Source organism: Alteromonas sp. KS69 (assembly GCF_003989595.1).
In the GTDB taxonomy this organism is placed as follows: Bacteria; Pseudomonadota; Gammaproteobacteria; order Enterobacterales; family Alteromonadaceae; genus Alteromonas; species Alteromonas naphthalenivorans.
This window is the reverse complement of record NZ_PYHU01000003.1, coordinates 161,547-185,951: the sequence shown is the minus strand read 5'-3', so window position 1 is coordinate 185,951 and position 24,405 is coordinate 161,547. Positions and strand designations below refer to the sequence as shown.

The 24,405-nt window shown below is 42.5% G+C and carries 22 protein-coding genes; 8 read left to right on the top strand and 14 right to left on the bottom strand.

Annotated features, from left to right (window positions below; all coding sequences use genetic code 11):
* Positions 1-4: 4 nt before the first annotated feature.
* Entirely contained in the window at positions 5-385 is a 381-nt protein-coding gene (locus tag C7Y69_RS02225) for a GIY-YIG nuclease family protein (RefSeq protein WP_126871651.1), read from the top strand.
* Between the two features lie 52 nt (positions 386-437).
* On the opposite strand, the gene C7Y69_RS02220 is transcribed toward C7Y69_RS02225, so the two are convergent.
* Positions 438-1,343, bottom strand: a complete 906-nt coding sequence (locus C7Y69_RS02220) for a DUF350 domain-containing protein (RefSeq protein ID WP_126871650.1) — start codon at positions 1,341-1,343, stop codon at positions 438-440.
* A 115-nt stretch (positions 1,344-1,458) separates the two neighbouring features.
* Between C7Y69_RS02220 and glnE the strand changes: the two genes are divergently transcribed.
* On the top strand, positions 1,459-4,350 hold the full coding sequence (glnE, locus tag C7Y69_RS02215; RefSeq protein ID WP_126871649.1) for a bifunctional [glutamate--ammonia ligase]-adenylyl-L-tyrosine phosphorylase/[glutamate--ammonia-ligase] adenylyltransferase: 2,892 nt from the start codon (positions 1,459-1,461) through the stop codon (positions 4,348-4,350).
* An 86-nt stretch (positions 4,351-4,436) separates the two neighbouring features.
* Here the strand turns inward: glnE and C7Y69_RS02210 are convergent, their stop codons facing one another.
* From C7Y69_RS02210 to C7Y69_RS02180, 7 genes are all read right to left on the bottom strand, one after another.
* A complete protein-coding gene (locus C7Y69_RS02210; protein ID WP_126871648.1) occupies positions 4,437-5,051 on the bottom strand; it encodes a TcpQ domain-containing protein in 615 nt (204 codons plus the stop codon).
* Positions 5,052-5,174: 123 nt separating this feature from the next.
* Positions 5,175-6,101, bottom strand: a complete 927-nt coding sequence (lpxL, locus tag C7Y69_RS02205) for an LpxL/LpxP family Kdo(2)-lipid IV(A) lauroyl/palmitoleoyl acyltransferase (protein WP_126871647.1) — start codon at positions 6,099-6,101, stop codon at positions 5,175-5,177.
* A gap of 186 nt (positions 6,102-6,287) precedes the next feature.
* Positions 6,288-6,554 carry a DUF3081 family protein gene (locus tag C7Y69_RS02200; RefSeq protein WP_126871646.1) on the bottom strand — a complete coding sequence of 89 codons (267 nt, stop codon included), beginning with the start codon at positions 6,552-6,554 and terminating at the stop codon, positions 6,288-6,290.
* A gap of 106 nt (positions 6,555-6,660) precedes the next feature.
* Positions 6,661-7,188, bottom strand: a complete 528-nt coding sequence (locus tag C7Y69_RS02195; protein WP_126871645.1) for a hypothetical protein — start codon at positions 7,186-7,188, stop codon at positions 6,661-6,663.
* A 99-nt stretch (positions 7,189-7,287) separates the two neighbouring features.
* Entirely contained in the window at positions 7,288-8,475 is a 1,188-nt protein-coding gene (locus C7Y69_RS02190; RefSeq protein WP_126871644.1) for a hypothetical protein, read from the bottom strand.
* A gap of 3 nt (positions 8,476-8,478) precedes the next feature.
* Positions 8,479-9,273, bottom strand: a complete 795-nt coding sequence (locus tag C7Y69_RS02185) for an outer membrane lipoprotein-sorting protein (RefSeq protein WP_221885319.1) — start codon at positions 9,271-9,273, stop codon at positions 8,479-8,481.
* A complete protein-coding gene (locus C7Y69_RS02180; protein WP_126871642.1) occupies positions 9,260-11,569 on the bottom strand; it encodes an efflux RND transporter permease subunit in 2,310 nt (769 codons plus the stop codon). Before C7Y69_RS02180 ends, C7Y69_RS02185 begins: the two co-directional genes overlap by 14 nt.
* Positions 11,570-11,832: 263 nt before the next feature.
* On the opposite strand from C7Y69_RS02180, the gene C7Y69_RS02175 reads away from it, so the two are divergent.
* The 4 genes from C7Y69_RS02175 (at position 11,833) to C7Y69_RS02160 (ending at position 17,750) form a co-directional block, all read left to right on the top strand.
* The gene (locus C7Y69_RS02175) at positions 11,833-14,082 is read left to right on the top strand and encodes an acyl-CoA dehydrogenase (RefSeq protein ID WP_126871641.1); all 2,250 of its coding nucleotides are present in this window, start codon (positions 11,833-11,835) and stop codon (positions 14,080-14,082) included.
* A 460-nt stretch (positions 14,083-14,542) separates the two neighbouring features.
* The gene (locus tag C7Y69_RS02170; RefSeq protein WP_260563407.1) at positions 14,543-16,582 is read left to right on the top strand and encodes a putative bifunctional diguanylate cyclase/phosphodiesterase; all 2,040 of its coding nucleotides are present in this window, start codon (positions 14,543-14,545) and stop codon (positions 16,580-16,582) included.
* 5 nt (positions 16,583-16,587) lie between these two features.
* Positions 16,588-17,178, top strand: a complete 591-nt coding sequence (locus tag C7Y69_RS02165; protein WP_126871640.1) for a thymidine kinase — start codon at positions 16,588-16,590, stop codon at positions 17,176-17,178.
* 77 nt (positions 17,179-17,255) lie between these two features.
* Positions 17,256-17,750 (top strand): hypothetical protein, encoded by a 495-nt coding sequence (locus C7Y69_RS02160; protein WP_126871639.1) that lies wholly within the window; start codon positions 17,256-17,258, stop codon positions 17,748-17,750.
* A gap of 64 nt (positions 17,751-17,814) precedes the next feature.
* On the opposite strand, the gene C7Y69_RS02155 is transcribed toward C7Y69_RS02160, so the two are convergent.
* The 4 genes from C7Y69_RS02155 to C7Y69_RS02140 form a co-directional block, all read right to left on the bottom strand.
* A complete protein-coding gene (locus C7Y69_RS02155; RefSeq protein ID WP_126871638.1) occupies positions 17,815-18,846 on the bottom strand; it encodes a LacI family DNA-binding transcriptional regulator in 1,032 nt (343 codons plus the stop codon).
* Positions 18,847-19,092: 246 nt separating this feature from the next.
* Positions 19,093-19,722: a uracil phosphoribosyltransferase gene (upp, locus tag C7Y69_RS02150; RefSeq protein WP_057790428.1), complete on the bottom strand. Its 630-nt coding sequence runs from the start codon at positions 19,720-19,722 to the stop codon at positions 19,093-19,095.
* Positions 19,723-19,780: 58 nt separating this feature from the next.
* Positions 19,781-20,017, bottom strand: a complete 237-nt coding sequence (locus tag C7Y69_RS02145) for an XRE family transcriptional regulator (protein WP_057790426.1) — start codon at positions 20,015-20,017, stop codon at positions 19,781-19,783.
* Positions 20,018-20,439: 422 nt separating this feature from the next.
* Positions 20,440-21,294, bottom strand: coding sequence for an SDR family oxidoreductase (locus C7Y69_RS02140; RefSeq protein ID WP_126871637.1), 855 nt, complete (start codon positions 21,292-21,294; stop codon positions 20,440-20,442).
* A 101-nt stretch (positions 21,295-21,395) separates the two neighbouring features.
* Between C7Y69_RS02140 and C7Y69_RS02135 the strand changes: the two genes are divergently transcribed.
* Both C7Y69_RS02135 and C7Y69_RS02130 read left to right on the top strand, forming a co-directional pair.
* Positions 21,396-22,292, top strand: coding sequence for a LysR family transcriptional regulator (locus tag C7Y69_RS02135; protein ID WP_126871636.1), 897 nt, complete (start codon positions 21,396-21,398; stop codon positions 22,290-22,292).
* A 155-nt stretch (positions 22,293-22,447) separates the two neighbouring features.
* A complete protein-coding gene (locus tag C7Y69_RS02130) occupies positions 22,448-22,891 on the top strand; it encodes a hypothetical protein (RefSeq protein ID WP_260563405.1) in 444 nt (147 codons plus the stop codon).
* A gap of 154 nt (positions 22,892-23,045) precedes the next feature.
* Here C7Y69_RS02130 and C7Y69_RS02125 read toward each other — a convergent pair whose 3' ends face one another.
* Together C7Y69_RS02125 and C7Y69_RS02120 are read right to left on the bottom strand one after the other, a co-directional pair.
* Positions 23,046-23,534: a WbuC family cupin fold metalloprotein gene (locus C7Y69_RS02125; protein WP_126871635.1), complete on the bottom strand. Its 489-nt coding sequence runs from the start codon at positions 23,532-23,534 to the stop codon at positions 23,046-23,048.
* 235 nt (positions 23,535-23,769) lie between these two features.
* Positions 23,770-24,306: a DUF2780 domain-containing protein gene (locus tag C7Y69_RS02120; protein ID WP_232043466.1), complete on the bottom strand. Its 537-nt coding sequence runs from the start codon at positions 24,304-24,306 to the stop codon at positions 23,770-23,772.
* Positions 24,307-24,405: the final 99 nt, after the last annotated feature.

Genomic DNA, 24,405 nt, shown 5'->3' with positions numbered 1-24,405 from the left:
ATCGATGTATTTCAAATTGCCAATGAGTATAACAGCCAACAACGTGAATACCCACCAGCAGCCTTCAACTTGGTATCTTTATCTTATAGAAAATAAACTGGGGCAATTGTATACGGGCATTACGACTTCGCCGGAACGAAGAATATCCCAGCATCGAGGTGAAATTGTTGGTGGCGCGCGGGCTTTAAAGGGAAAAGGCCCGCTTCAATTTAGGGCCATTTTCTTAATTGGAGATAGGTCGACAGCCTCGAAAGTTGAATACAAGGTAAAGCAACTTTCTAAAGAGAAAAAACGGGCTATCGTCAAACAGAAGGTTTTGCCTAAAAGCCTATGTATCGCCCTATGCGACAACAGCCAGTACATTTGCCCTTCTAATTATCAGTAGTATTTAGTTTGGTCATAGCTGTCAACGTTACGCTGACAGCTTGAAAATTGCTTTAACCGCCCAGTACACCATTTATCACCATGGCAGTACCAATGCTTAATGTAAAGCCAAGTGAAGCTACGCCAACATTATGTTGCTGGTCGACTTCTTGTCTAAAGTTCATACCAAACATGATCACTTTTTTATTAATAAGCACTAATATATGCAATGCGATAGCTAACGCTACACTTACCACTAACCAGCCAGTTACGTTACTTACATAACCTGAAGGGTTATAAATTAGTAAGTTTTTCGCTGCTGAAACAATCATAGCAGTGCCTAGTAAATTGCCCGAGTGTTCTATGGCTAACGCCAACTGACCTTTTCGAAGCGCGCCTTGAAAGGAGTCGTTTTGGTTATCTTTTGCATAGCGTACTTCTAAAATACGGGTCATCACCAGTAACATGGTAAGTACGACAGAGAATCCTGTCACGATGGCAATAATGGCATTCATGTCACTACCATCTACCCATACCATAATATTCTTAAGCACGATGGCACTGGCCACTAAGCTTGCAGCATCTACCAGTGCAACACTTACACTGCGCTCTGAAATCATAGCGTGGGTATCTACGCGGTTGAGTACTAACTTGTCATGAGCAAAACGACCAAACTTCACTAGCAGAATACCAACAATACCGAATGTCACCATACCTGTAGCGGCTTCACTGTAACCCTGGCCGATATGACGACCTACTACCGAACTAAGTACGATACAAAGCGACAACATGCCACCGGCTATACTAATACCAAAAGCAAAATTGTCTTTAATACCAAGCTCTTCGGTCACTGAGTTCTTTCTCACAAGCCCAGTCACCCACTTCATAACCACCAACAGTGCTAGGGCGATACTTACATCGATGGCAAGGTAAATCCATAAGTCAGAACCTAGCGGCACGAGTTTAATTAAAGCATCCACGTAATATTACTCCTTTTACCTAAACACAACCTTAGGGTGGTTACGCCCCAAAAACTGTGACAGACTCTTTTTATCTCAATGTTTTGAAATATTTATTATTGTCGAAGCCAGTATTATGCCAACAGACAACACAATTACCATGAGCAATGCACAACAAGCTAACGAAACCTGGGAAAAGCTTTCAGATAATGAGCACGTTAATAGTGACTTAGCCCATTATCAAAATGATCTCACTACCCTATTCGGCCGATCGCTATTTTTTGCAGAGACTTGCCTTCAGCACCCTGAGTGGGTTGGCGCTATGCTGGTTGAATCGATTCCTGACGAGCCACAAAGCTTTTACAATCATGCTGTTACGCAAAAGCTGGAAAATGTTAAATCCGAAGACGAGCTGCTTAGCGCACTTCGCCAATCCCGCCATTTTCATATGGCTGCTATCACCGCGCGTGACGGACTTAACAAACAGACTATTACACAATCGTTAACGCAGGTTTCGGCGTTAGCTGATGTATTAATTACATCCGCTTACCAATGGCTTTACACTATGCTAAGTGACAAACATGGTGTGCCTTGTGGTGAAAATGGCTCTATTCACATGTACATTTTGGGCATGGGGAAATTAGGCGGCCGCGAACTTAACTTTTCATCAGATATCGATTTGATTTTTGCCTACCCCGAAAAAGGCATGACAAATGGTGAAAAGAAACCTATTGAAAATCAGCAATTTTTTACCCGCTTAGCGCAAAAATTGATACAAGCGCTCAACAAGGTTACTCCGGATGGTCAAGTCTATCGTGTAGACATGAGACTGCGGCCATTCGGTGAGTCGGGGCCTTTGGTGATGCACTTTGACGCCATGGAAGATTATTATCAAGAGCAAGGTCGTCATTGGGAACGTTTTGCAATGGTGAAAGCGCGGGTGATCAATAATGATGATTCTACTGATGTAGCTTCGCTAAACGGCATACTTAAGCCCTTTACCTTCAGGCGCTACCTAGACTTCACCACTATTGATGCGCTTAGAAGCATGAAGCACCTTATTGCTACGGAAATTAGACGTAGGCGTTTGAGCAATAACATTAAGCTTGGTGCGGGCGGTATTCGCGAGGTTGAATTTTTCGCACAAAGCTTTCAGCTTATTCATGGTGGCAGAGAGCCTGAGTTACAAAGTAAGTCGCTACTTACTACCCTTGATAAGCTTGCCGAATTTGAAGTTGTAGAGTCTGATGTGACTGAACAACTACGGACAGACTATTTATTTCTTCGTAAAATTGAGCACACGCTTCAGCAATGCCAAGACCGACAAACTCAAACATTGCCTGGTAGTGAGTGGGAGAAAAACGCATTAATTGCCGTGCTTGGTTTCAGTTCATATGATGAATTTATGGCAAAACTGCAAAACACTATGTCTAGAATACATGGGCACTTCAATGAATTAGTTGAAGAAGCACAAGATACTCATACTAGCGAAGATACCTTATTTGATGCCTGCCGCGATGCTTGGCAACTTTCCCTCGATAAAGAAGAATTTAGCATCACGCTAACCCCTTTTATTAGCGTAGACGAAGCGCAAGGTATTTGTACCCAGTTACAAGAATTTAAAACGAATCAGCGCGGATATCGAATGGGTCAAAAAGGCGAAGACACGCTAAATAAACTCATCCCGGAAATATTGTATGTGCTGATTAAATTCGATCCCAGTAAAGCAAACAATGTACTAAAACGAATCTTCGGCGTGATAGATGCGATCACCGGCAGGACAACCTATTTAGATTTATTACTGGAAAACCCCAATGTTCTGCAACAGTTGGTAAAACTGTGTGACAGGAGTGAGTGGATAGCAAATGAAATCAAACGCTTCCCGCTGCTGTTAGATGAACTGCTCACCCCACTCTATTTGCAACAGCAAAATTCAGATATTACCACCAGCAAATACGAATACGCGCAAGAGTTACGGCAAACCATGCTACGGGTTGAACACGACGATGTTGAGCTTGCTATGGACACATGGCGACAGTTTAAGCTTTGTCAGCAGCTGCGCATTGCAGCCAGTGATATCAGTGGCTCGCTACCCATTGCGAATGTAAGCGATAAACTTACCGTATTAGCGGAAGTCTTGCTTGAGCAAGTTATTGAAGCGGCGTGGCACCAAATTTCAGCGCGCTTTGGCGTGCCGAGTCATTTGAACGATGGCGAGCTGGGCTTTGCAGTTATTGGCTATGGCAAACTGGGTGGCTACGAGCTTGGTTATGGCTCTGATCTTGACCTTGTGTTTTTGCACAATGCGCCTCGTCAGTCCTCTACCAATGGGGCTAAGTCTATTGAAGCCCAGCAGTTTTACATCAAACTTGCTCAGCGAATTATGCACTTACTGAATACTAAAACCTTGTTTGGTCAGTTATATGAAACAGACTTACGCTTGCGGCCATCTGGTAACGCGGGCCTACTTTGTTGTCACATTGATGGATTTGAGCGCTACCAACAAGAAGAGGCGTGGACATGGGAACATCAAGCGCTAGTGAGAGCCCGCGGTATTTGCGGTGATATATCGCTGCTTAGTGCGTTTAATACTGTGCGTCACAACATTCTGTCTATTCAAAGAGACCAGGCTACGCTATCTACTGAAGTGAGTGAAATGCGCGCAAAAATGCGCAAACATTTACTCTCTACCAGCAATCAAAAAGTCGATTTAAAACAGTGCGTGGGGGGCATAGCAGATATTGAATTTATGACTCAATACTGGGTATTAGCACATGCGAATAAGATTGAGAGCTTGACTGAATTTTCAGATAATTTGCGTTTACTAGATGCGACCCGTAACGCAGGCATTATTGATGAAAAACAATCTCACGCGCTACAACAAGCTTACCTTGCGCTAAGAGAACAATATCATCACCTGACCCTTGCAGACACTAAGTATGCAGAACAAACCGAACATTTGAGCCAAATGAGAGAAACAGTAAGTGAATATTGGCAGGCGTTATTTGGCAGTGCTGCCGACAGCTGAACCAATAGTAATGCTAGCATTGATAGCATTGATAGCAGTAATGATAATAAAGGTGAGCAGTAGCTCTCCTTTGATTTAACTAATAATCAGCGAACTAGGGTACATCGGGTAGATAAAAACTCTGTCTCTTCAGCGGTCACTACCAATGAACGTTGCTCAGGGCAAAGATAGGCATTTACCTCCCCTTCGAAACTACTGTCGATAGCGCTAGCAATTTTTGCCAACGACCCAGCTACCGTGTTATCCAACTGAAACTGATGTTTGATTATGAAATCTTGCTCTAAATTCCATATCAGCTGCATGCCTTCCGCTTGCGCAAAAGTAGAGATAGCCTCTCGCAATGTGCTCCCTTCTTTGAAGGTGCGGAATTTTTGCTCGCCGGTCCAGCTAGTGTCTACCGTCGTATTCAGGCTAGACATGCTTTCAAGTTTGCTATCGAGTTGGGGGTCAACGCCGCCAGTTTCTATAACAAAATTACCCTGCTCTTCCTTAACGGGATCGGTGGAAGACATTCTAAATTCGCGGTAAAACTCGCTCAATCCCTTAGCCACCGATTTTTCTTCAGCGGGTTTACCGGCAGGAACGTCATCACTGTTATTTTGTTGCAAATATATCATCACACCCGCAATCACTATCAATACGAATGCCAGCGCTACGTGACGCGCCCAAAATAATGTATTTGAATAAACCTTTTTAGCCATGACTTTATTAATGCTTCCAATAACTTAAACCCAAAGTACAGCTTACCTCGCTTTTACCTTGTGCACAAAAAACGCCCTACATCAGTCATTGTACACCTAACGGTATAATAGGTAACTGCTCCGTTAGTACAATGACGGTGTGTCTTTACTGGGTCTGGTTTTGAAACGCTTGTGCATCCATAAGTAACTTTCAGGCTGCTCTTTAATTGCCTTGTCGATATGCGTGTTCAATTCCGTTAATGCAGCAATATCGTCCATTTTCCCTAAATGGGTCAATGGAGGGTATATTTTGATTTTGTAACCTTTTGCAGTGTACTGAGACGTAATCATCATAGGCACACTGGTAGAGCGACGAATAAACATCAATGTGGCTGTGGTGGTCGCGGTTTCAGCAACTCCCCCAAAAGGGACGAATGCGCTTTGCTTTGGTCCATAGTCTTGGTCGGGAAGGTATAGGCACAGTTCTTTGTCTTCCAATGCCATTAACAAGGCCTTTGCATTACGCTTATCAATCATGTACTTATTTGAGCGATTACGACCATGGTACTGTAAATAGTCGACTAGCGGATTATTATGCTTCCTATAGAAGGCGATACTAGGGTGGAAGTACCCAATTCCCCTACATGCAAATTCAAGGTTCATGTTGTGCAGTGCCATGCCAAACACACCTTTGCCGCTAGCTATGGCAGCCTCAACATGCTCAGCACCTTCAATTTCTATGGCTTTTTTTACTCGCCAATCAGGCCACCACCACCCCATAGCGGTTTCAAACAAGGCCATTCCGGTTCTTCGCACGTTCTCTTTTAATAGCGCTTGCACTTCTGACTCTGACAACGACGGGTTCCAAAGTTCAAGGTTTCGCTTTGCCACGCGAACGCGCTTAGGAACAATTTTCGCAATCAGTTTACCTGCACCACCGCCAATAAACCGTATGACAGGAAGAGGGAGCCAAGTGATGATATAAAGAAGAAATACTCCTAGCCATACAGGCCAAAATTTCGGAGTAAGAAAAGACAGTTTGAATTTAGGAGCCTTAATTGCCGCAGCCAACGCACTCTATTCCTAACAAATTAAGAGGAGCGCTATTGTAGCAGACCAAATTAAAGTCGAAAGTGCGTTGGTGGAATAATTCGACACTACTGCCGTAGGATTTTGTTTTTAATGTCCCATCCATTGATTTGCTAATTTCGATAAAGTGAGATTTTTAAAGAGGGTTGCTCTCCCCAATCAGCCTATTTAGTCAGCGCCGTACTCTTTATCAATCTGTTTCAGCTTTTTCTCAAAAGTATGAAAGTGGTCGTTAGTTTCATAATCAAAGTGATATTGATTATGGAAGCCAAATTGCAATTTGCAGTTTTTATCTTCGATAAATAACGTGTAGCCATCTAGGTCGGTGTACGCAACAATGCCATTTAGGTGGTATTGATCTTCTTTCTTATCGCCGTTGGTTCGGATTTTTTCAAACACCTGTAATAGAAATTTACTGTCTAATTCGTTTTTCATAAATGGCTCCTTAGTTTTTGACTAGCCACTCTTTTTACGCTGAATAATAGCGTTTGGATTACACCGCTATTTTTGTATGTATTTAGTCGCCCTACCCTTTTGGCGATTAAAAATTGTAGCGAAAGCCCAAAGACACTAAATGCGTTGAAAGGTTGTCTTCGCCACCTAGATAAATGTATTCAAGTCGCACCATAGATTTTAGACCAACATAATAATCAAATCCAAGGCCAGCAATACCTGCAACCACACCCTCATCAAATGAGCATGCATCACCAGAAAACTCTGAATTGCCACAGTAGCGGGTACTTGCAATATCAACGTTAGCAACCCCTAATTTATAATACAGTTCCCCATACTGACTGTTTGCTTTTCCGAGCACTGCAAGGTAAAGCGCGTCACCCGAAAGCTTGGTGTCATTGTCACTATCGTTAGTTAAATTAAGGTACCCCACTTCTGCATACCACTGCCTATGAATTTGGCGCCCGAAAGCAACACTATAAGTTAGCCCGCTATTCTCGACATTTGTGAACTCAAAATCACTATACCCCACTGAAGCAATACCGTAGTTGGTAGAAGCACTGTGTGCGTTAAATATAAAAAAAAGCGCTATAAAACCAACAACAAACTGCTTCATTAAAACCTCAAGTTAGAACCACAAAAGAATAACCCTATTATTAAATAGCTAGGGTTACGAGTGTAAATGCTAAATTTAAATCAGAAATAACGCCTTGTACTAAAAAAAGTACTCAAGGGTAAATTGAAGATGATCATCTCTTCTTAGGAAATAAAAAGTATCGTCAGTATCATCACTTGAAAAGAAATAGCCATCCAGTTTCCATCGCCAATGGGGTGAAATACGACTGGACGCTTCAATAAATGCACTAGAGGTACTCGATTCATCTAAATCTTGAACGTACCCCATTAACACTTCTGTTCCGTCAATGTCGTTGAATATAAACCGCAAGCCCACCATAAGGTCGTTTTGACCTAAAGCAAAAAAGTTATCTTTGCGCTCATCAAACTGATATTCACTTAATACGCCAAGGCCATATTGCGTGTCGAAGATACCTTGTGTGGTGTACTCGAAACCTGTGACTACCGCAGCAAAATCTTCCGACTGCCCTTCTCGATATATCGACTCAAATTTAAGTAACCATGCCCCATAAACATTCAGTAAATCAACGCCTACTTGATTGATTTGTGCGTAATAGGGAAGAATTTCTGGCTGACCTTCATCATTCACGATGGTAACAAGTTCTGGCTCTCGGCTTGTACCTGAAAAGTAAGATAGCCCCACTTCCCAATCACTGATACTTGCTTGCCATCTCAGCGCATAATCAACATGGCTTTGCTCACCATCTGACTCGTACAAGGCTTCTCCTACAGCAACAGGTGGTCGAAGACGGCCATCAGTACTTTCGAAGGTACGCTCTCTAAAATAGGGCAGCACGAATACTGAAAACGTGCCGAAACCACTAAAGTAGGAAGCGTTAACCATTGGCTGCCCAAGCTTATCTTCACCATCTACCGCTTCAATTGCATCGGTTTGATTAACGATGTCGACAAGGTGAATAGACTCGGTTTGCCCCCAGAATACTTTCCCAATTCCTACTTTGGTTTCCCATGTGTCTGCCACATGCATCCACTGCAGTTCCCGAACGTCGAAATGAGTTCTTTCCTCGTCGTGTTGGTCAGCCCTGAAAAAGGGCTTAAACAGTAAACTGTCTTCTCCATCATTCCACTCGGTATAGGTTTCGGGGCTGAAAAAGACAGAACCGTAAGTTCGTTCTTGCGGCTCGTACAATGCGTCTTGCATAAAGTAGCGCAACTCTCCACCCGCGGAGCCTGTCACTTCCGTATTGGCCAATAAAGAAAATGAAGCCGTAATACTTGATACAAATAAAGCAATAGATTTAATCACGAATTACCGGGCTCTTTTTAAACTGTTCTTATCAAAATCTGATTCTGACAAGTCGGTATCAAATATTAAGCTTTCTGTAATTAGCGATGTAGACTTACGTGTTTGTACGTTCGTCATTTCACTACGTATCGGTCGCCAGTACTTCTCTTTATAAAGCTCGTAATCTTTTAGCTCAAGTACCTTAAGTAGCGCCCCTTTCTTATCGTAAAATTCAACTTTGTGTACACGATAGTGAGACTTATCAATCCATACTTTTTGTAACGTGTAACCCGAATAGTCATATTGAGGAGTTTGCTCTAATACAAAACACGCTTCACCATTGATCTTCTCGTCACCGACATAGGTGTAAGAAAATTTTTCTACTTCGAACGATGTCATGTCTTCAAAAGCAAATTCACTGCCGACAAAAGGCCCACTTTTATTTTTTGACGCTATACGCTTTACCCGTTTTAAAGCAGGAAGAAATATCCACTGCTCATCAGCATCAAAAACATGGGAGAAACTCAAGAATGCGGTTCCTTTTACATCCCGAGGGGATTGGAAAACCGTTAGTGCTTTATCACCGTCATCGGTCAACTCCATCGATTTCACGTTGAGTTTGCGTGTTGCCTCTTGGCCTTGCGCATTACGCAGGACCATTAAAATTTCGGCCTCTGAGTTATTCCACCCGCGATCTCTCGCTTTTCGCTCCTGCGCTATTTCTAGTCCTTTAGCGCTAGGCTCACTCTCGGCGGCAACGCTATTCAATGCACTGATAGATATGAACGACGCCAGTAAAACAAGGCTAATGTATCTCACTATTCTTCTCCGGTAACGGGGTTTCATCTTTGTCCAACCACATTAATAACGCGGGTAGGAAAATAAGGTCAACGGCCAAAGCCGCGACGATAATAATAATGGTTAAAATGCCCATGTGCGCGTTAAGCATGAAGCTTGAAGACGCTAGTACACCAAAACCAACTGTCAGCACTATTGTGGTAGTGGTCAGTGCCATTCCAACCGTATTAAATGCATAAAGCACACTTTCTTTGACCGATTTACGTGTCAGCCTCGCCGACTGATACTTCGACAAGAAGTGCACTGTATCGTCAACGATAATGCCCATGGTCATACTGATGACCACCGACAGCGCCATATTAATTTGGCCTGAGATTAACCCCCAAACGCCAAAGCCAATAGCGGCGGGTAGCAAATTAGTAAACAAGCTTACCAACCCGAGTCGCCACGAACGTAACGCGAAAAAAATCAAAACAGAAATAAGGACTAATGCATAAATAGAGCCCTTTACCATACTTTCCATATTTCGATCGCCAATATGCGCGAACATTAAAGGCGGACTGGCGGCTTCCAGACGGTTGTCGCTGCCAAGGCTTTTAAAATATGCTTTAGCATCAGACTCTAATGCGGTTAAATCTTTACTGCCTAAATTATCAATAACGGCGATAATTCTCATTGCTGATTTATCAATATCTAACTGATTGCTTAAGTCTAGACCAAATGGCAGCGACATTTCGTACAACAATACATACTGCGAAGCCAGCTCTCCATCTTCTGGTAACCGGTAATAGGCATCGTCATCACCATGCATATTTTTATTTAAGCGTTTTAGTGTATCGGCAAAGGACAGCACATGATGAACTTCTTCTTTATCGCGAAGCCATTTAGTCAGTAATTCTACTCGTGCCAAAAATTCAGGCTCCGTGGCACCATAAGGGGTATCTGAATAGATAACGAAGTCGATGTTAGACATACCACCAAGCTTCTCTTCATTTATCTCTACCGCTTGGCCAAACGTACTTCTATCGTCGAAGTACTTCACCGCAACATCATTTAATTCGTTATTGGTAGCAAAGACACTGATCCCCACGATCACTAATGCACAGATAGGTAACAAAGCGCGGTAATTCGACGTGACTTTATTTCCCAGTCGCTCGAAGACTTTGTTACTTTTTGTCGCCTTCACTTTCAATGGCTTTAATAGTAATAAAGCTGGCAGAAACCAAAGTGATAATACACAGGCGAGCATTACCCCAAATGCGGTCATGTTACCTAAATCAGACAAGACGGGGACGGCAGAAAAGTTCAGCATTAAAAAGCCAATAGCTGTGGTAACACTGGTAATAATAATAGGCTTGGTATTAATTCTTAAGCTTTCACTTATCGCATTAGCGTTGGTGAGGCCACGACCAAGAAAGTACTGTACCCCCACGATGATGTGGATACAGTCAGCCACTGCCAGTGTCGTTATCATAGTCGGTGCATTTACCGTAGCGGTACTTAGAAACATGCCCAGCCAGCCAGATACCCCAATGGAAGTGGCGATAGATACAATAACCACTAATAATGTAGCGAGAGCTGCAAACACCGAACGGACAATCACGCCTATCATCACAATGATAAGGAAAAACATAAGTGGAATGAGCGTACTGGCATCTTGCTGCGCAGCCACCGCGAAGGCATCGTTCATTACAACCATTCCGGTAAGATAGATAGTGTGACCGGGGTATTTTTCCTCTAACTGCTGTTTTAGCGCCGTGGCAGCAGTAGCGATTTCGATCACCTCTTTCGTTTGGTCGCCGTCGGGCAATTGAATGGTAGTGTTCACTACCAACACATCTCCAGGGTATGATACTAACCTTCCAGTTAGTTCAGGGGTACTATCTAGTACATCCTTAATATCAGATATTTCAGAATTCGAGAGCGAACCCGTAGTAATTAAGTCCTCTACAATAAGATCGTCATCTTCGGCGTAGGTGTATTGGAAGTTAGATATGGATTCCACGCGGGTAGAAAGAGGGAGTTGCCATGCAGCTTCTGTAAGCTCAACAACTAAAGATAAGGTAGACGGTTTGAACACATTATCGTCGTCTGGCACCACCATAAAAGCGACATTTTCGCTCTTATTAAATATGTTCTGCATTTCTTCAAAGGCAAGACGCTGCGGATTATCAGGCTCAAAGAATACTTTGTAGTCGCCTCGAAAGTATAAATTTTTTGCGCCGACTACTGCCACTAACATCGCAACAATAACCACACAGATAGTTAACTTTGGTGAAGCAAACCACCTTGATGAGTTCGATGATGTATCTTGCATTACTACTTCCTGTAACTCGCTCTGTTATCGAAAGTTTACCTGTAAATGGTTAATAAACATAACTCAGTTACCAGAATATTTTCGGAAGCCGCCTCACATTTTTTACATAAGCTCGCCTTTATCATTTCCAGCGCTATCGTAATCACTTCATTTTATTAAATTTTACATTCTTGAAACTATTTATGAGCAATTTTTTTGATCTTTTCTGAAACTGATGTAGTATTAACACTATACAACTGGTCAGATGAGCGGATGAGTCAAATATGAGTATTAGAACTAGCTTAAAAAAAGTGTTACCACCAATTTCTGTAACAGAGCAGGAAGCGTTAGACGCAGGTGACGTTTGGATTGAATCTTCTATTTATCAGGGTAAACCTGATATGCAGGCACTTCGTGATATTCCTCAAGCAAAATTGAGCGCGGAAGAGCAGGCATTTATGGACGGCCCAGTGACTGAATTACTGGGTATGATTGATGATTTCGAGTTAAACAACGGCGATCACATTCCTCAAGACGTTTTAGACTTCTTAGGTAAAAACCGTTTCTTCTCAATGATCATCCCTAAGAAATTTGGTGGTCTTGAGTTTAGCCCTTACGCTAACTCAACTATCGTTGCCACTATTGCTGCTAAATCTGGTGCAATCGCTGTAACCGTTATGGTACCTAACTCGTTAGGCCCAGGTGAGTTACTGATGCATTATGGTACTACAGCGCAACAAGATTACTGGTTACCACGCCTTTCAGATGGTCGTGATATTCCATGTTTTGCCCTAACCAGCCCTGAAGCGGGTTCAGATGCCGGTGCTATTCCTGATGCTGCTATCGTCACTAAAGGCGAGTACAACGGCGAAGAAGTACTTGGTCTTCGTATCAGCTGGGACAAGCGTTATATCACGCTAGCACCAATTGCTACCGTACTTGGCTTGGCATTTAAAGTATTCGATCCAGAGCAATTGCTTGGTGACAAATTAGAGCTAGGTATTACCTGTGCCTTATTACCTAAGTCTCACCCTGGTGTAGAACTTGGTAATCGCCACGACCCTATGGGCGTACGCTTCTATAACGGAACAACTCGCGGTCAAGATGTATTTATTCCTATGGAATTTATCATTGGTGGTCAGAAAAATATCGGCCGCGGTTGGCAGATGCTAGTAGCGTGTCTTGGTGCAGGTCGTGGTATTTCACTTCCAGCGATGGGCGTTGCGACAGCACAATCTGCATTTAAAGGTACGGTTGAGTATTCATTTGTCCGTGAACAATTCGGTGTGCCGATTGGCCGCTTCGAAGGTATTCAAGAGAAGATGGCAGACATTGCTGGTAAGACTTTCTTACTTGAAGCCATGCGTGTTTTAACAACTGAAGGCCTAGGCTTAGGTGTTAAACCATCGGTTGTTACTGCAATTGCTAAATATCACATGACCGAACTTGGCCGTGATGTTATGAACTCGGCTATGGATATTCAAGCAGGTAAAGCAATTCAGCGTGGCCCGCAAAATACCCTTGCGGGTGGATATGCAGCACTTCCTATTGCTATTACGGTTGAAGGCGCAAACATCCTTACTCGTAACCTAATGATTTTCGGTCAAGGTGCAATGCGTTGTCACCCTTACTTGAAAGATATGGTTGACCTTATTCACAGCAACGAAAGTTCTGCGGATAAAGAATTCAACAAGGTATTACGTAAAACTGTTGGCTTCAGTGTTAAGAATGCATTCCGTAGTTTTGGTAAAGGTTACTTACCTTTCCTACGCGGTTCAGAGTCTGCATTGCCTGAAGTACGTAAGTACGAAAAGCGTGTAAATAGCATTTCAGCTAAATTAGCACCACTTGCTGACTTATCACTAGCAGTACTTGGCGGCGACCTTAAGAAGGCAGAGTTACTTTCGGCCCGTCTGGGTGACGTGATGAGCTACCTTTACGGTGCAATGGCTGCTATTCGTTTTTACGAGCAGCGCATTGAAGATCGTCAACTTGCACTACCGTATTTCGAATACGCTATGCAGTGGTCATTACAGCAAGCTGATCAGGCAATTGTTAACTTCATCAACAATTTCCCGAACACGCCTACTCGCGGTCTAATGCGTTTACTTACCAACACCTATTCTAACAGTGTTGCGGGTATCAGCGATGACCTAGTTCGTGAATTGTCTATGGCGTCTATGCAAGACAATAGCGTAAAAGCACAGCTTACTCACTTAGTTCGCGTTAGCCCAGGTGATGGCAACGACATTAACGAACAAGCGTTTAAAGCGAAACATGCAGTTGCACACCTATTAGGTAAAGTGCAAAAAGCACTTCGCAAAGAGCCAGTAGTGCCGTTTATTTCGTTTGAGCATGCGTTGAACAAGCTTCAAGAGAAAGGCGTTATTAATGCCGAAGAAGCTGCACAGTTGCATGATTACAATGAGAAACGCCAATTGGCTGTTCGTGTTGATGAGTACACGTTCGACATGGAATTATTGCCTGCAACTGAAACGCTACGCGCAATTGATGGCGGAAAAAACGCAGCTTAATATTTCTTATTTAGCACGTTATCTATAGAAAGCTCTGGCCTTTGGCCGGAGCTTTTTTGTATTTATTAAAGAACATTAGTCAGCGCTTTACGACGCCCTATGCTCGCTTTACATATACATCCCTTTCACCTTGTATAAAGGATGAAAATTTCTCCTTTAACATCTACGCTTTAAGTATCAATTTTCCATTATTGAAAATTATGCAAATAATAAAACTTCTTAGCACTGCTTTAACTTTTATCATTGCTTAGCTTATGGGTCTGATGATTCGCCCTTACTATCGGATACCCTTGCATCTTACGTCGCATAGCAATTTTTGTAATATGAGTGTAATTTAACCAAAGCAGGTGTGTAAATTTAAAGCGATAAAAGCTGATTCGCTGTTATTACTAACAACACCAATAAAGACTTCACACCATATTAAGCGTAAAAGCTTATTGAGTTGGAACTTAGATTTATAGTGAAAAGCTCTGATGAACAAAGAGGGACAACCTCTCCTATTCCTATAACGCCGCAAATGCAGCGCGACATGGTAGATATGCTTAACAGTAATATGTTTACTGGATTAGCTATGACCTTCGTTGCCTTCCTAGGCTTAACGTTCGGTTTCGGGTTTGATACCGAAAAAGACCAAAGCTTAAAAGTATTGCTTTTTATCGCAATGAGCACTGTTATTCTTTTTCGTTTTACAGACGGCCTTTACTGGCTAACTAGATTAAAGGGCACCGAATATGATGTGCGACCTGTAAAGTTTAGGTTCGCGATTGGCGTGTGTTTAGCATCTGCGGTATGGGCGCTCTATTCAATTCTGCTCTACTCCACAATGAACTCGGTCGAGTTGGCGACAACCATGGTTGTCCTTGGAGCCATGGCCGGTGGCGCTGCATCAGTATTAGCGCCAAGTAAAATTTTCGTTTTTGTCTATACCACCTCACTACTTGTGCCCATATCAATTAGAGCTTTGCTTGATGATGATAGAAATTTTGTTGTTTTGGGTATATTAGGCATTATTTTTTGTATAGGTTGCCTTGTTAGTTCCTTACGTTACCATCGATTCTTTTTTGACACTGTATCCCTTAGGTATAAGAACAACCGCCTTGTAGAGCAGATGCAATCTGATAGGAAAGAGACCGCTAAAATTAACGCCATGCTGCGTAAATCTAATGAACAGTTAGATGATGCTAATGCTAATTTAGAAGATGAAGTTGAAAAACGTACCGCTGATATTTTTCGGTTATCTAATAGAGATCCGCTGACTAATTTACTGAACAGAAACGGGTTGTTTAAACAGTTAAATACTCTCATTGAAAGTACCAAAGCGCTTGATAATAACCTTGCCGTTTTGTTTATTGATTTGGATGGTTTTAAGCAGGTAAACGATAGTTTGGGGCATAAGGTCGGCGATATTGTACTTGCAGAAATTGCTGACCGACTTGCCAAATATTGCGAAAAAGATCATCTCGCTCGATGGGGTGGCGATGAATTTGTTGCAGTAACGCCCTACGCCACCGTTCATACCGCAGTGGCCGTTGCTCATGCTATGCGCAGCGGGGTCACAGAGCCCATCATAGCTTTAGAAAACCAAATAACACTGGATGCCACCATTGGTATTGCGATGTTTCCGGAGCATGGCAACGACACCATGACGCTTATTCAACAAGCTGACTTGACCATGTACGATCAAAAACGCAAACAACGAGGCACTATTGGTGTTTTTAGTGAAGACCTGCATGAAAAGATAAAAAGTGAACAGCGCCTTTGTGAACAATTACGACATGCTATAGAAAAAAACGCGTTTTCTGTACACTATCAGCCCATTATTTGCGCCAACACACAAAAGTTAACATCGGTTGAAGCGCTACTACGTTGGAATTGTGATGGTAAAGTAATCTCCCCAGCGCGCTTTATTCCCCTTGCTGAGCGAACGGGCTTAATGCCAGAAATAGGCTCTTGGGTATTAAATCGCGCGTGTATAGATGCGACTGAGTGGCCATTCAAAGACAACATTGCGTTATCTGTAAATGTTTCTATTAGTCAGCTGCTCGATGAAACTTTCATTAATACGCTGGACAAGGTACTAGCGTCGACCAGCATTAGCCCTTCCCGCCTTTATTTAGAAATAACAGAAAGCGTGTTCGCTGATAATATTAATGCGGTAGCAAACCAAATACACAATGTTAAACAACGTGGTGTAAAAATATCAATCGATGACTTTGGTACAGGATACTCTTCATTGAGCAGATTGCAGTCAATGCCTTGTGATTTTATAAAAATTGATCGCTCATTTGTACAGAATACCAATGAAGGTAGTGATACTATTATGCGCGCAACCATGCTTATCGCAAACGAATTTGGTTGCAAGACCATTGCTGAGGGCATTGAAACCTTAGACCAAATGAACCACATCAAAAACCTAGGTGTGGATTATATCCAAGGCTTTATTTACGCTAAACCAATGCCATTGAGCGACCTTAAAACCTGGTATAACGAAAACAAATAATATTCATGGCTCAACTTTATTTTTATTATTCTGCAATGAACGCAGGGAAATCGACCTCTCTTTTACAATCAGCTTATAACTATCGCGAGAGAGGCATGCACTCTCTAATTTATACCGCTGCCTTTGATGACCGCTACGGCGTAGGAAAAGTAACCTCTAGAATTGGGTTACAAGCCGACGCAAAACTTTATGGCAATGATGACGATCTATATGAAGCCATAAAACAAGACAATGAAGAAAAGCGCTTAGATTGTATTTTCATTGATGAAGCACAGTTTTTAACACAAGTTCAAGTTCGTCAGTTAATAGAAGTGGTAGACGAATTAGATATCCCCGTTCTGGCTTACGGATTACGTACTGACTTTTTGGGTGGCACTTTCGAAGGAAGCCACTACCTTCTGGCTTGGGCCGATAAATTGTTCGAACTTAAAACGGTTTGCCACTGTGGGCGCAAAGCGAACTTCGTGGTAAGGCTAGATGAAGACGGCAATGCGGTTACCGATGGAGATCAAGTACAAATTGGTGGCAACGATCGCTACGAGTCAATGTGCAGAAAGCATTTTAAAGAGTTGGTCTGGGATAAAAACAAAATTTAATGTTTCTTAAACTTCACTCTTTGAAAGTAAGTATATACTTCAACTATTACGTTTGAATTACCTCAAAGAGTGTCGCTTTGGATATAGACCGCTATACAACACTCGTCATTTCATTATCAAAACGCGGATTGGATGAGCAAGATAAACTATCTGCGATAGTGTCGTGCCTTCGACTAAGTATTCCAGCTGCGAACCGAATAAGCTTATGGCGATTTGAAGAAAACAAAACCCGAATTCGGTGCCTTACGCTAAATCAGGATGGCCAAAATTTGCCAACCCATGGTTTATCGCTGTCTGAAGAAGATATTCCCAATTATTTTGACGACATACTAAAACAAAGTGTGTTAGTAGCTTCAGATGCCCGCAACCACCCTGCCACCAAGTGTTTCAACGAAAATTACTTTAAGCCAAACGACATTTACTCACTACTGGATTTTACCTTCCACCACCACTTCAACCCTATTGGTGTTATATGCTGCGAAAAGACTCACAGTGCAATCCAATGGTCTCAAAATGATATCGATAACTTAAAGCGTGTGGCGCAAATAACATCTATGTTTTACGACAGTTAGATATTAAATCTAGCACTCACAACTAAGTCCTCACAACTAAGCCTTCACAACTAAGTCCTCACAACTAAGCGCTAACGGTTTCACCCATTTTTAAGTCAAACGGTAGCACGGTGCTTTTCAGTGATTCGCTGAGTAAGGCTTGTGCGGCCATTTCGCCTTTAAGTGCACTTGATTGGCAAACAGTAGTTAAATTAGGACGCGTTCTGTCTGCTTCTTCAATACCGTCAAAGCCTGTAATTTTTAGCTCTTCAGGTACTTTGATGCCCATTGAAAGCGCTGATTGCAGTAGTTCTAGGGCAATAATGTCACTCATACATAAGACGGTATTTGGCCTAGGGTTACTGTTTAACACCTCTTTAGCCGCTTGCTTTGCGAAGCTCCGTTCACTTTCTGGAATGTGCCAAACCCAATCATTTGAAATTGTTGCTTCGCTTTCATCAATTGCTTTCATATAACCGTCTAATCGGCGATGAGAAATCGAGGTTTGAACTTCTATAAGCGGGCTGTCATAAATGCGGCAGGTACTTGGAGATTCAATTAATCGCAGCCCTAAAATGGCGACATGATCACCTGGGGAAATGGCTTTTTTAGCGATTTGATACGCGGCGTTATAATTATCGATATTAACGGAAGGAAGCCCTTCAATATCGAAATCTACTGTAATAGCAGGTTTACTTTGTCTGGCCAGCTCTTCCGCTAACTTATAATTTCGTGGTGCACCGTAACAAATGAACCCATCAACGAAATCCACCACATCAAGGATACTTTCTGAGTCTCCCGCATAAAGAAGCAGGTGCTTACCTTGCTGCTGCAATATACTTGAAACCCCTTTGATGAAGGTGCTGGCCACAGGGTCACTGACGGTATAAGGAATACTATCAGCCAGTACTAGGGCGACAATATTAGAACGCCCTTTTCTTAAGATTTGTGCGGCTTTGTTAGGCCCGGTGTAACCAATGCGATCGCACTCGGCAAGGATATGCTCTCGACGTGCTTTAGAAAGTTGATCGGGCCTATTAAATGCATTTGAAATAGTGGCGGTGGACACACCTAACTGCAGCGCTACATCTTTAAGTGTCAATTTTGTTTTGGTCATTTTTATTTGTACTATTCCCTGCGTTTATAGCAACAACACTAACGGTAACTACTTACGCATAAAACACGCTTTAAGCTTACCTAGTTGTTTGCTACCCGCTATTTACAGTAAAGATAACCTTAACTATATCACCACTTAAACGATTAATTCACACCTCTTATCGAATACCTATGACTGAAAGGTTTTAAGCGAATGAGGCATGAAGACTATTGGGCTATGTTACCTTGTTCCCTATCAGTGTTGTGATTACCGTGTTCCAAATATTTTATCGCCTGCATCACCTAATCCAGGCAATATGTAGCCCTTTTCGTCTAGTCGATGGTCAATAGCAGCAGTGAAAATCTCTACATCAGGATGGGCATCGACCACAGCTTTAATCCCTTCTGGTGCTGCCACTAAAAAAAGCCCCATGATTTTCTTACAACCCTTTTGCTTCAGTAGGTCGATAGTGGCAATTAACGTACCGCCAGTCGCAAGCATTGGATCAACGATTAACGCGGTGCGTTCATCAATATTTTTTACTACTTTGTCAAAGTAAGCCACAGGCTGCAGTGTATCTTCGTCGCGATACAAACCAACCACACTAATTTTTGCATTAGGGATTAGCTCTAATACGCCCTCAAGCATGCCCAACCCAGCACGAAGAATAGGGACTACGGTAATCTTCTTACCTTTAATTTGTTTAACTTCAACATCATCACCAGACCAACTTTTTATCACCGCTCGCTCTGTGGGTAGTGTTCGAGTTGCCTCGTATGTCAGTAAGTTACCTACTTCTGATGCTAACTCTCGAAAGTCTTTGCTGCTAATTTTGGCATAACGCATTAACCCTAATTTGTGTGCAATTAATGGGTGAGTTATTTCATGAACGGCCATTTTACTTCCTTAAGTATCTGTTTTACACAGTTTAACCGCTCATTCCAATTAGGCAAAATTAACCTAACGTATTTTCTCCTACATTCACGGTGCTACCGTCAGGTAATGTCATCTCTATTTTGATGCTTCCCCCAACCGCCGCTAGGTAAGCCGACGCTCTATGAAGAGGCACATCTTGAATGCGTTTCGACTCAAGTTTACTTACGCCAGAAGCAGTAACGCAAAGCGCCATCGCCACCACTTCTTGTTTTACTCTGTGTTGCTTTCTAATTTCACCTAACGTTAATTCTCGCATTGTTTTGCCGCCGATATATTTTGGGCATAAAAAAACCCAGATAGTTTAACCTTTCTGGGCTTTTGCAAAACATTCTTACTTTTATGCTATGCCCAGAAGCGAATACTTGCCCCTGAACACTCAGCGTCAGGCGCTATTATTGGGTATAATTATAAAAGTAATTAAAAGTAACGTTTTGCATGATGAATTCTCTTTCGTGGTTGAAATGCGCACTTGCGCTGCTCACTTATCCTTTACCATACCATTATTAAGTGCAATCACAACAACTTTCCATTTTGGAATCTTTTAAAACAAGGGCGCACGAATTTAGTACTCCCTTACCAACACTGCATAGCGTAGCCGCTATATATTCCACACATTTTCAGCAATCTGAAACATAAAAAAGAGCCAATAGACTCTCTTTTAATCGTTAATAACAGTAACTACGCCATGGTAGCCTCAAGCGTTTCAGAAATAGGTGTTGTCGTGCGGCCAATCAAGGTTGAAAGAGTATGGCTATCATCTTGTAACCAACCTTTTGCTGCATAATGTTCCGTGTCAGCTAGCATGGCTGCCAACCCTTCTGGTAGTCCAGCATCAAGCAACGCAGACTGAAAAAGATTTGGCTCCATTTCAATATAACCTATCGCTTTACCAGATAGTTTACCGACAGCATCGGCATATTCAGCTAGGGTAAAGCCTTGGTCACCCGCTAGCTCGTAAACCTTGCCAGCTTGAGACTCTTTGGCAACAAGTACTGCCGCAGCGGCGTCTGCATAATCTTGACGTGAAGCGGTATGCAATTTACCTGTTTTAGCTGCTCCAGCAACCGCCCCCATATCAATCACCCCTTGCACCGCATCAGTGTAATTTTCACTGTACCAACCATTGCGCAATACTACGGCGGGTATACCTGATTCTTGAATATAGGCTTCGGTTTGCTTGTGCTCCGCTGCCAATAAAAGTGGCGACGTACTAGCTTTCAATAAGCTTGTATAGGCTAGCAATGACACACCCGCTGAAATAGCCGCATCTATTACTGCTTTGTGCTGCTCAAAACGCTTACCGAACTCATTACCAGAAATAAGCAATACTTTGTCCACACCTTTCAATGCGGCAGCCAGTGTTTCAGGTTGGTTGTAATCGGCTTGACGAATTTGAACACCCAGTTCACGCAAAGCGCTGGCCTTTTCAGGGCTTCGTACTAAAGCAACTACATCTTGTGGCGCTATAGTGTGAAGAAGTGAAGTAATTACTTTCTGGCCTAATTGACCGTTTGCACCTGTAATAGCAATCATTATGTACATCCTTAATGTGTTGAGTTATTGAATACAGGCACATTATGCGTAAAACTATACGTATCGATAAGACCATCAATTTCGAATAGATAGTTCCGAATATGAGTACAATAAACATTTCTCATTTGCGACTGCTTGCCACCTACGCGTTGGTTGTAGATTGTGGAAGTTTCGCGGAAGCGGCAAGACGGGTTCAATCCAGCCGTTCACGGGTGAGTGAGCAAATTAGTCAACTAGAGTCTCAGTTAGGCGTGAGATTGCTCCAGCGTTCTACAAGACAGCTCACCACCACTGAGGAAGGAAAAATGGTGTATGCAGAAGCTAAGAAACTGCACGATATTATTCAAAATATCGACCATAGCTTGGTGGAAACTATACCGTCTGGTCGAGTTTCAATTACGGTAACCAATGACATTGCGCATAAATTTCTTCTGCCTCTGCTACCCGATTTCAAGGCAAAATACCCTGACATTAGTTTGAATGTCATTACCAGCGATCAGCGCCTTGATCTTATTGCACAAAATATTGATATTGGTATTCGTATTGGCCTTCCACGAGACGACGCCTTGATAGGGCGGGTTTTATACCAAGAGAGGTTTTCACTCTATGCCAGTAGGGAATATATTGAAAAGCACGGAGAGCCATCGAGTATAAATGCATTGCAGAACCACCGTTGGATTTTACTTAAACAATTGAATCTCGGAGCACCTCAGCATTTAATGTTAGATGAAATACCCTTTGAAATAACCCCTGACCAATACGAGATTAGCAACTCCCCCCATTTTATTCAGGAGATGGTTAAAGCGGGTTTAGGTATTAGCACGCTGCTTCCTTCTACGGTAAAAAATGAAGTGGCAGACGGCAGCCTTGTACGTATTTTTCCTCGTGTTTCTAGCGCGCCGCTTTTGTTCACTTTGGTTTATCCATCTCGAATGCATGTACCATCAAGAACGAGAGCGCTCATTGATTATTTAGTGGAAACATGTCGATTTGGCTAAAGCCAGGCAAAAGAGAGACATAGATAAGGAAAAAACAGCAGGTGTTTGTCCCATTTTAACAAGCGCCCTTTACTAGAAACTTACACTTTACTTCGCAACTTTCACCTTTAAAATCTCTCTTAAGGTTATCTTTAGCTACCTCAAAAATTATAATTATGAAATTACTTGTTCCCTTTTTAGTTGCTACTGCCGTGTTAGCAGGCTGCGCCGGAAAACCAGACCATCGAGATCAAGGTGAAGTGTTCTTCGAAACCAAAATTAATCCCGATGGCACCAAATTATTTGCTTTTAGCATCGGTATGCCAAGTCGTGGAGACCGGGATGAAGGCCGCGGCCAACGTCCTTCTCGAGGTGGTAATGGTGGCGGTCGAGGCGGCAGAGACGGTGGCGGAGAAGCAAGGGGCGGTAACGATCGCGATGCCGAACGTATGGAAGCTTTTTACGATACATTAAGTGAAAAGTTATTTGAAACGCAATATTGCCGAAATGGCTATATTGAAATTGATACCCATGAAACTGAAGGCCGTTATCACCTACTCGGCGAATGCCAAGAATCCGCGTCAGAAGAAGATAAACTCAAGTTCGCAAATCCTTATTAATTGGTAAATTATCGCTCATATTGTTTTGTATCGCAGTGTGGGCGATCACTTTTTATGCCTCATAGATAGGAAAAGTGCTAACGCATTTTCGATAGAAGCTTAACTCTACGCTTTTACTGTAAGTTGCAAGTGTTCGTGCCAAGCACAAAAAACATTAAAACTGCGTACCTAATTCAGCCTTTTTTAGTTTCTCTAAAAAAGGCGCAACCGCTACATCGCCTTCTTCAGGTGCCCAACTTGCAAAACCTTTATCATCCATGACTTCGTAGGGGCCTTGCTTTACTTCCATAAATACCACGGGTTCAAAGCAAACCGTGGCATGCCATACATTAGGTGGGATCTCTACCCCTACACAATCACCACCAGCGCTTAAGGTTATACGTTTAGTTAGCACAGCATTGTCGTCAAAAAACAATAAATCGATACTCCCTTCCACAGCCATAAAAAATTCCCACTTATGCTGTTGGGTATGGCGATGCGGACGAACATAAGAATCTGGCTCCATTGCAATAAATAGGCGCTGGACTAAATCTTCGTAACTTTTGTGGACGTTGTGATTGGCCCTTCGTCTTGAGCTTGCTTTGGCGCTTTCTTTAAGTGCATTGCGCTGCGCGTGATTAAAAAGTTGAATATCGGTAAGCATGACACTCTCCTTGTTTTGCTTTATTAATGGGATTGCCGGTATTTGACTACCCTAAAGTGCTGAACATTTAACTTAACGCGCAAGCTCGTGTAGCGAGGGAGCCTCGTATTTTGGTGCAACCTTTACGTTAGCATTTACGGTGCTGAAAAAGCAAAAAGACGAGCTTATTGCTCGCCTTTGTCATTTAAAGAACGGTCTAAGCCCTCGGCTTAGCGTGTTCAGTTACCCTAGTAGTTTAGCCGCTGAACTTGCCTAAACCTTCAACCAACAGTGCTTTAATCTCTTGCCCTTGTTCGGTATCAAGGTAAGCTTTTGCACTATTCACAATTTGCATGATCTGTGCTGGCTCTAGGCCTAGCGCTTCAAATTGCTTGTTTAATTCATTAACTGACTTAAAGCTATCGCTATAACTTGCGGCTTTATCAAGAATACTGCTTAAACCGCCTTCAGAGGTTACATTGCTGATATCGGGTACTGAACCTAGTAAAGACTCAAGCCCCGGCAATGCGTTGCTTAGTTCACTGAACTGGCTAGTTGAAATATTGTCTTTTGCGTAGTTGAAGATAGATGCTAAGCCACCTGTCGCTTGAGACTCGGTAATGCCTACCGCATCACTAACTGAGCGTGTCATATCAGAAATATTCGGCACTGCTTCAACCTCTTCGGTCATACCAAACAAGCCTTTCAGAGAATCCAACCATCCTTCAGCATGGCTTTGTGGAGCAACGGCAAGTCCTGATACTAAAACAAGAGCGTAGATTTTTTTCATCATTATTTTTATTGTGAGCAGGAAACAAAAGCTCTGCCAACAATCCATCCTTAGTGATTTCAAGAGCCATAATTTTATAGGTATTTGTAATTATCACAATTA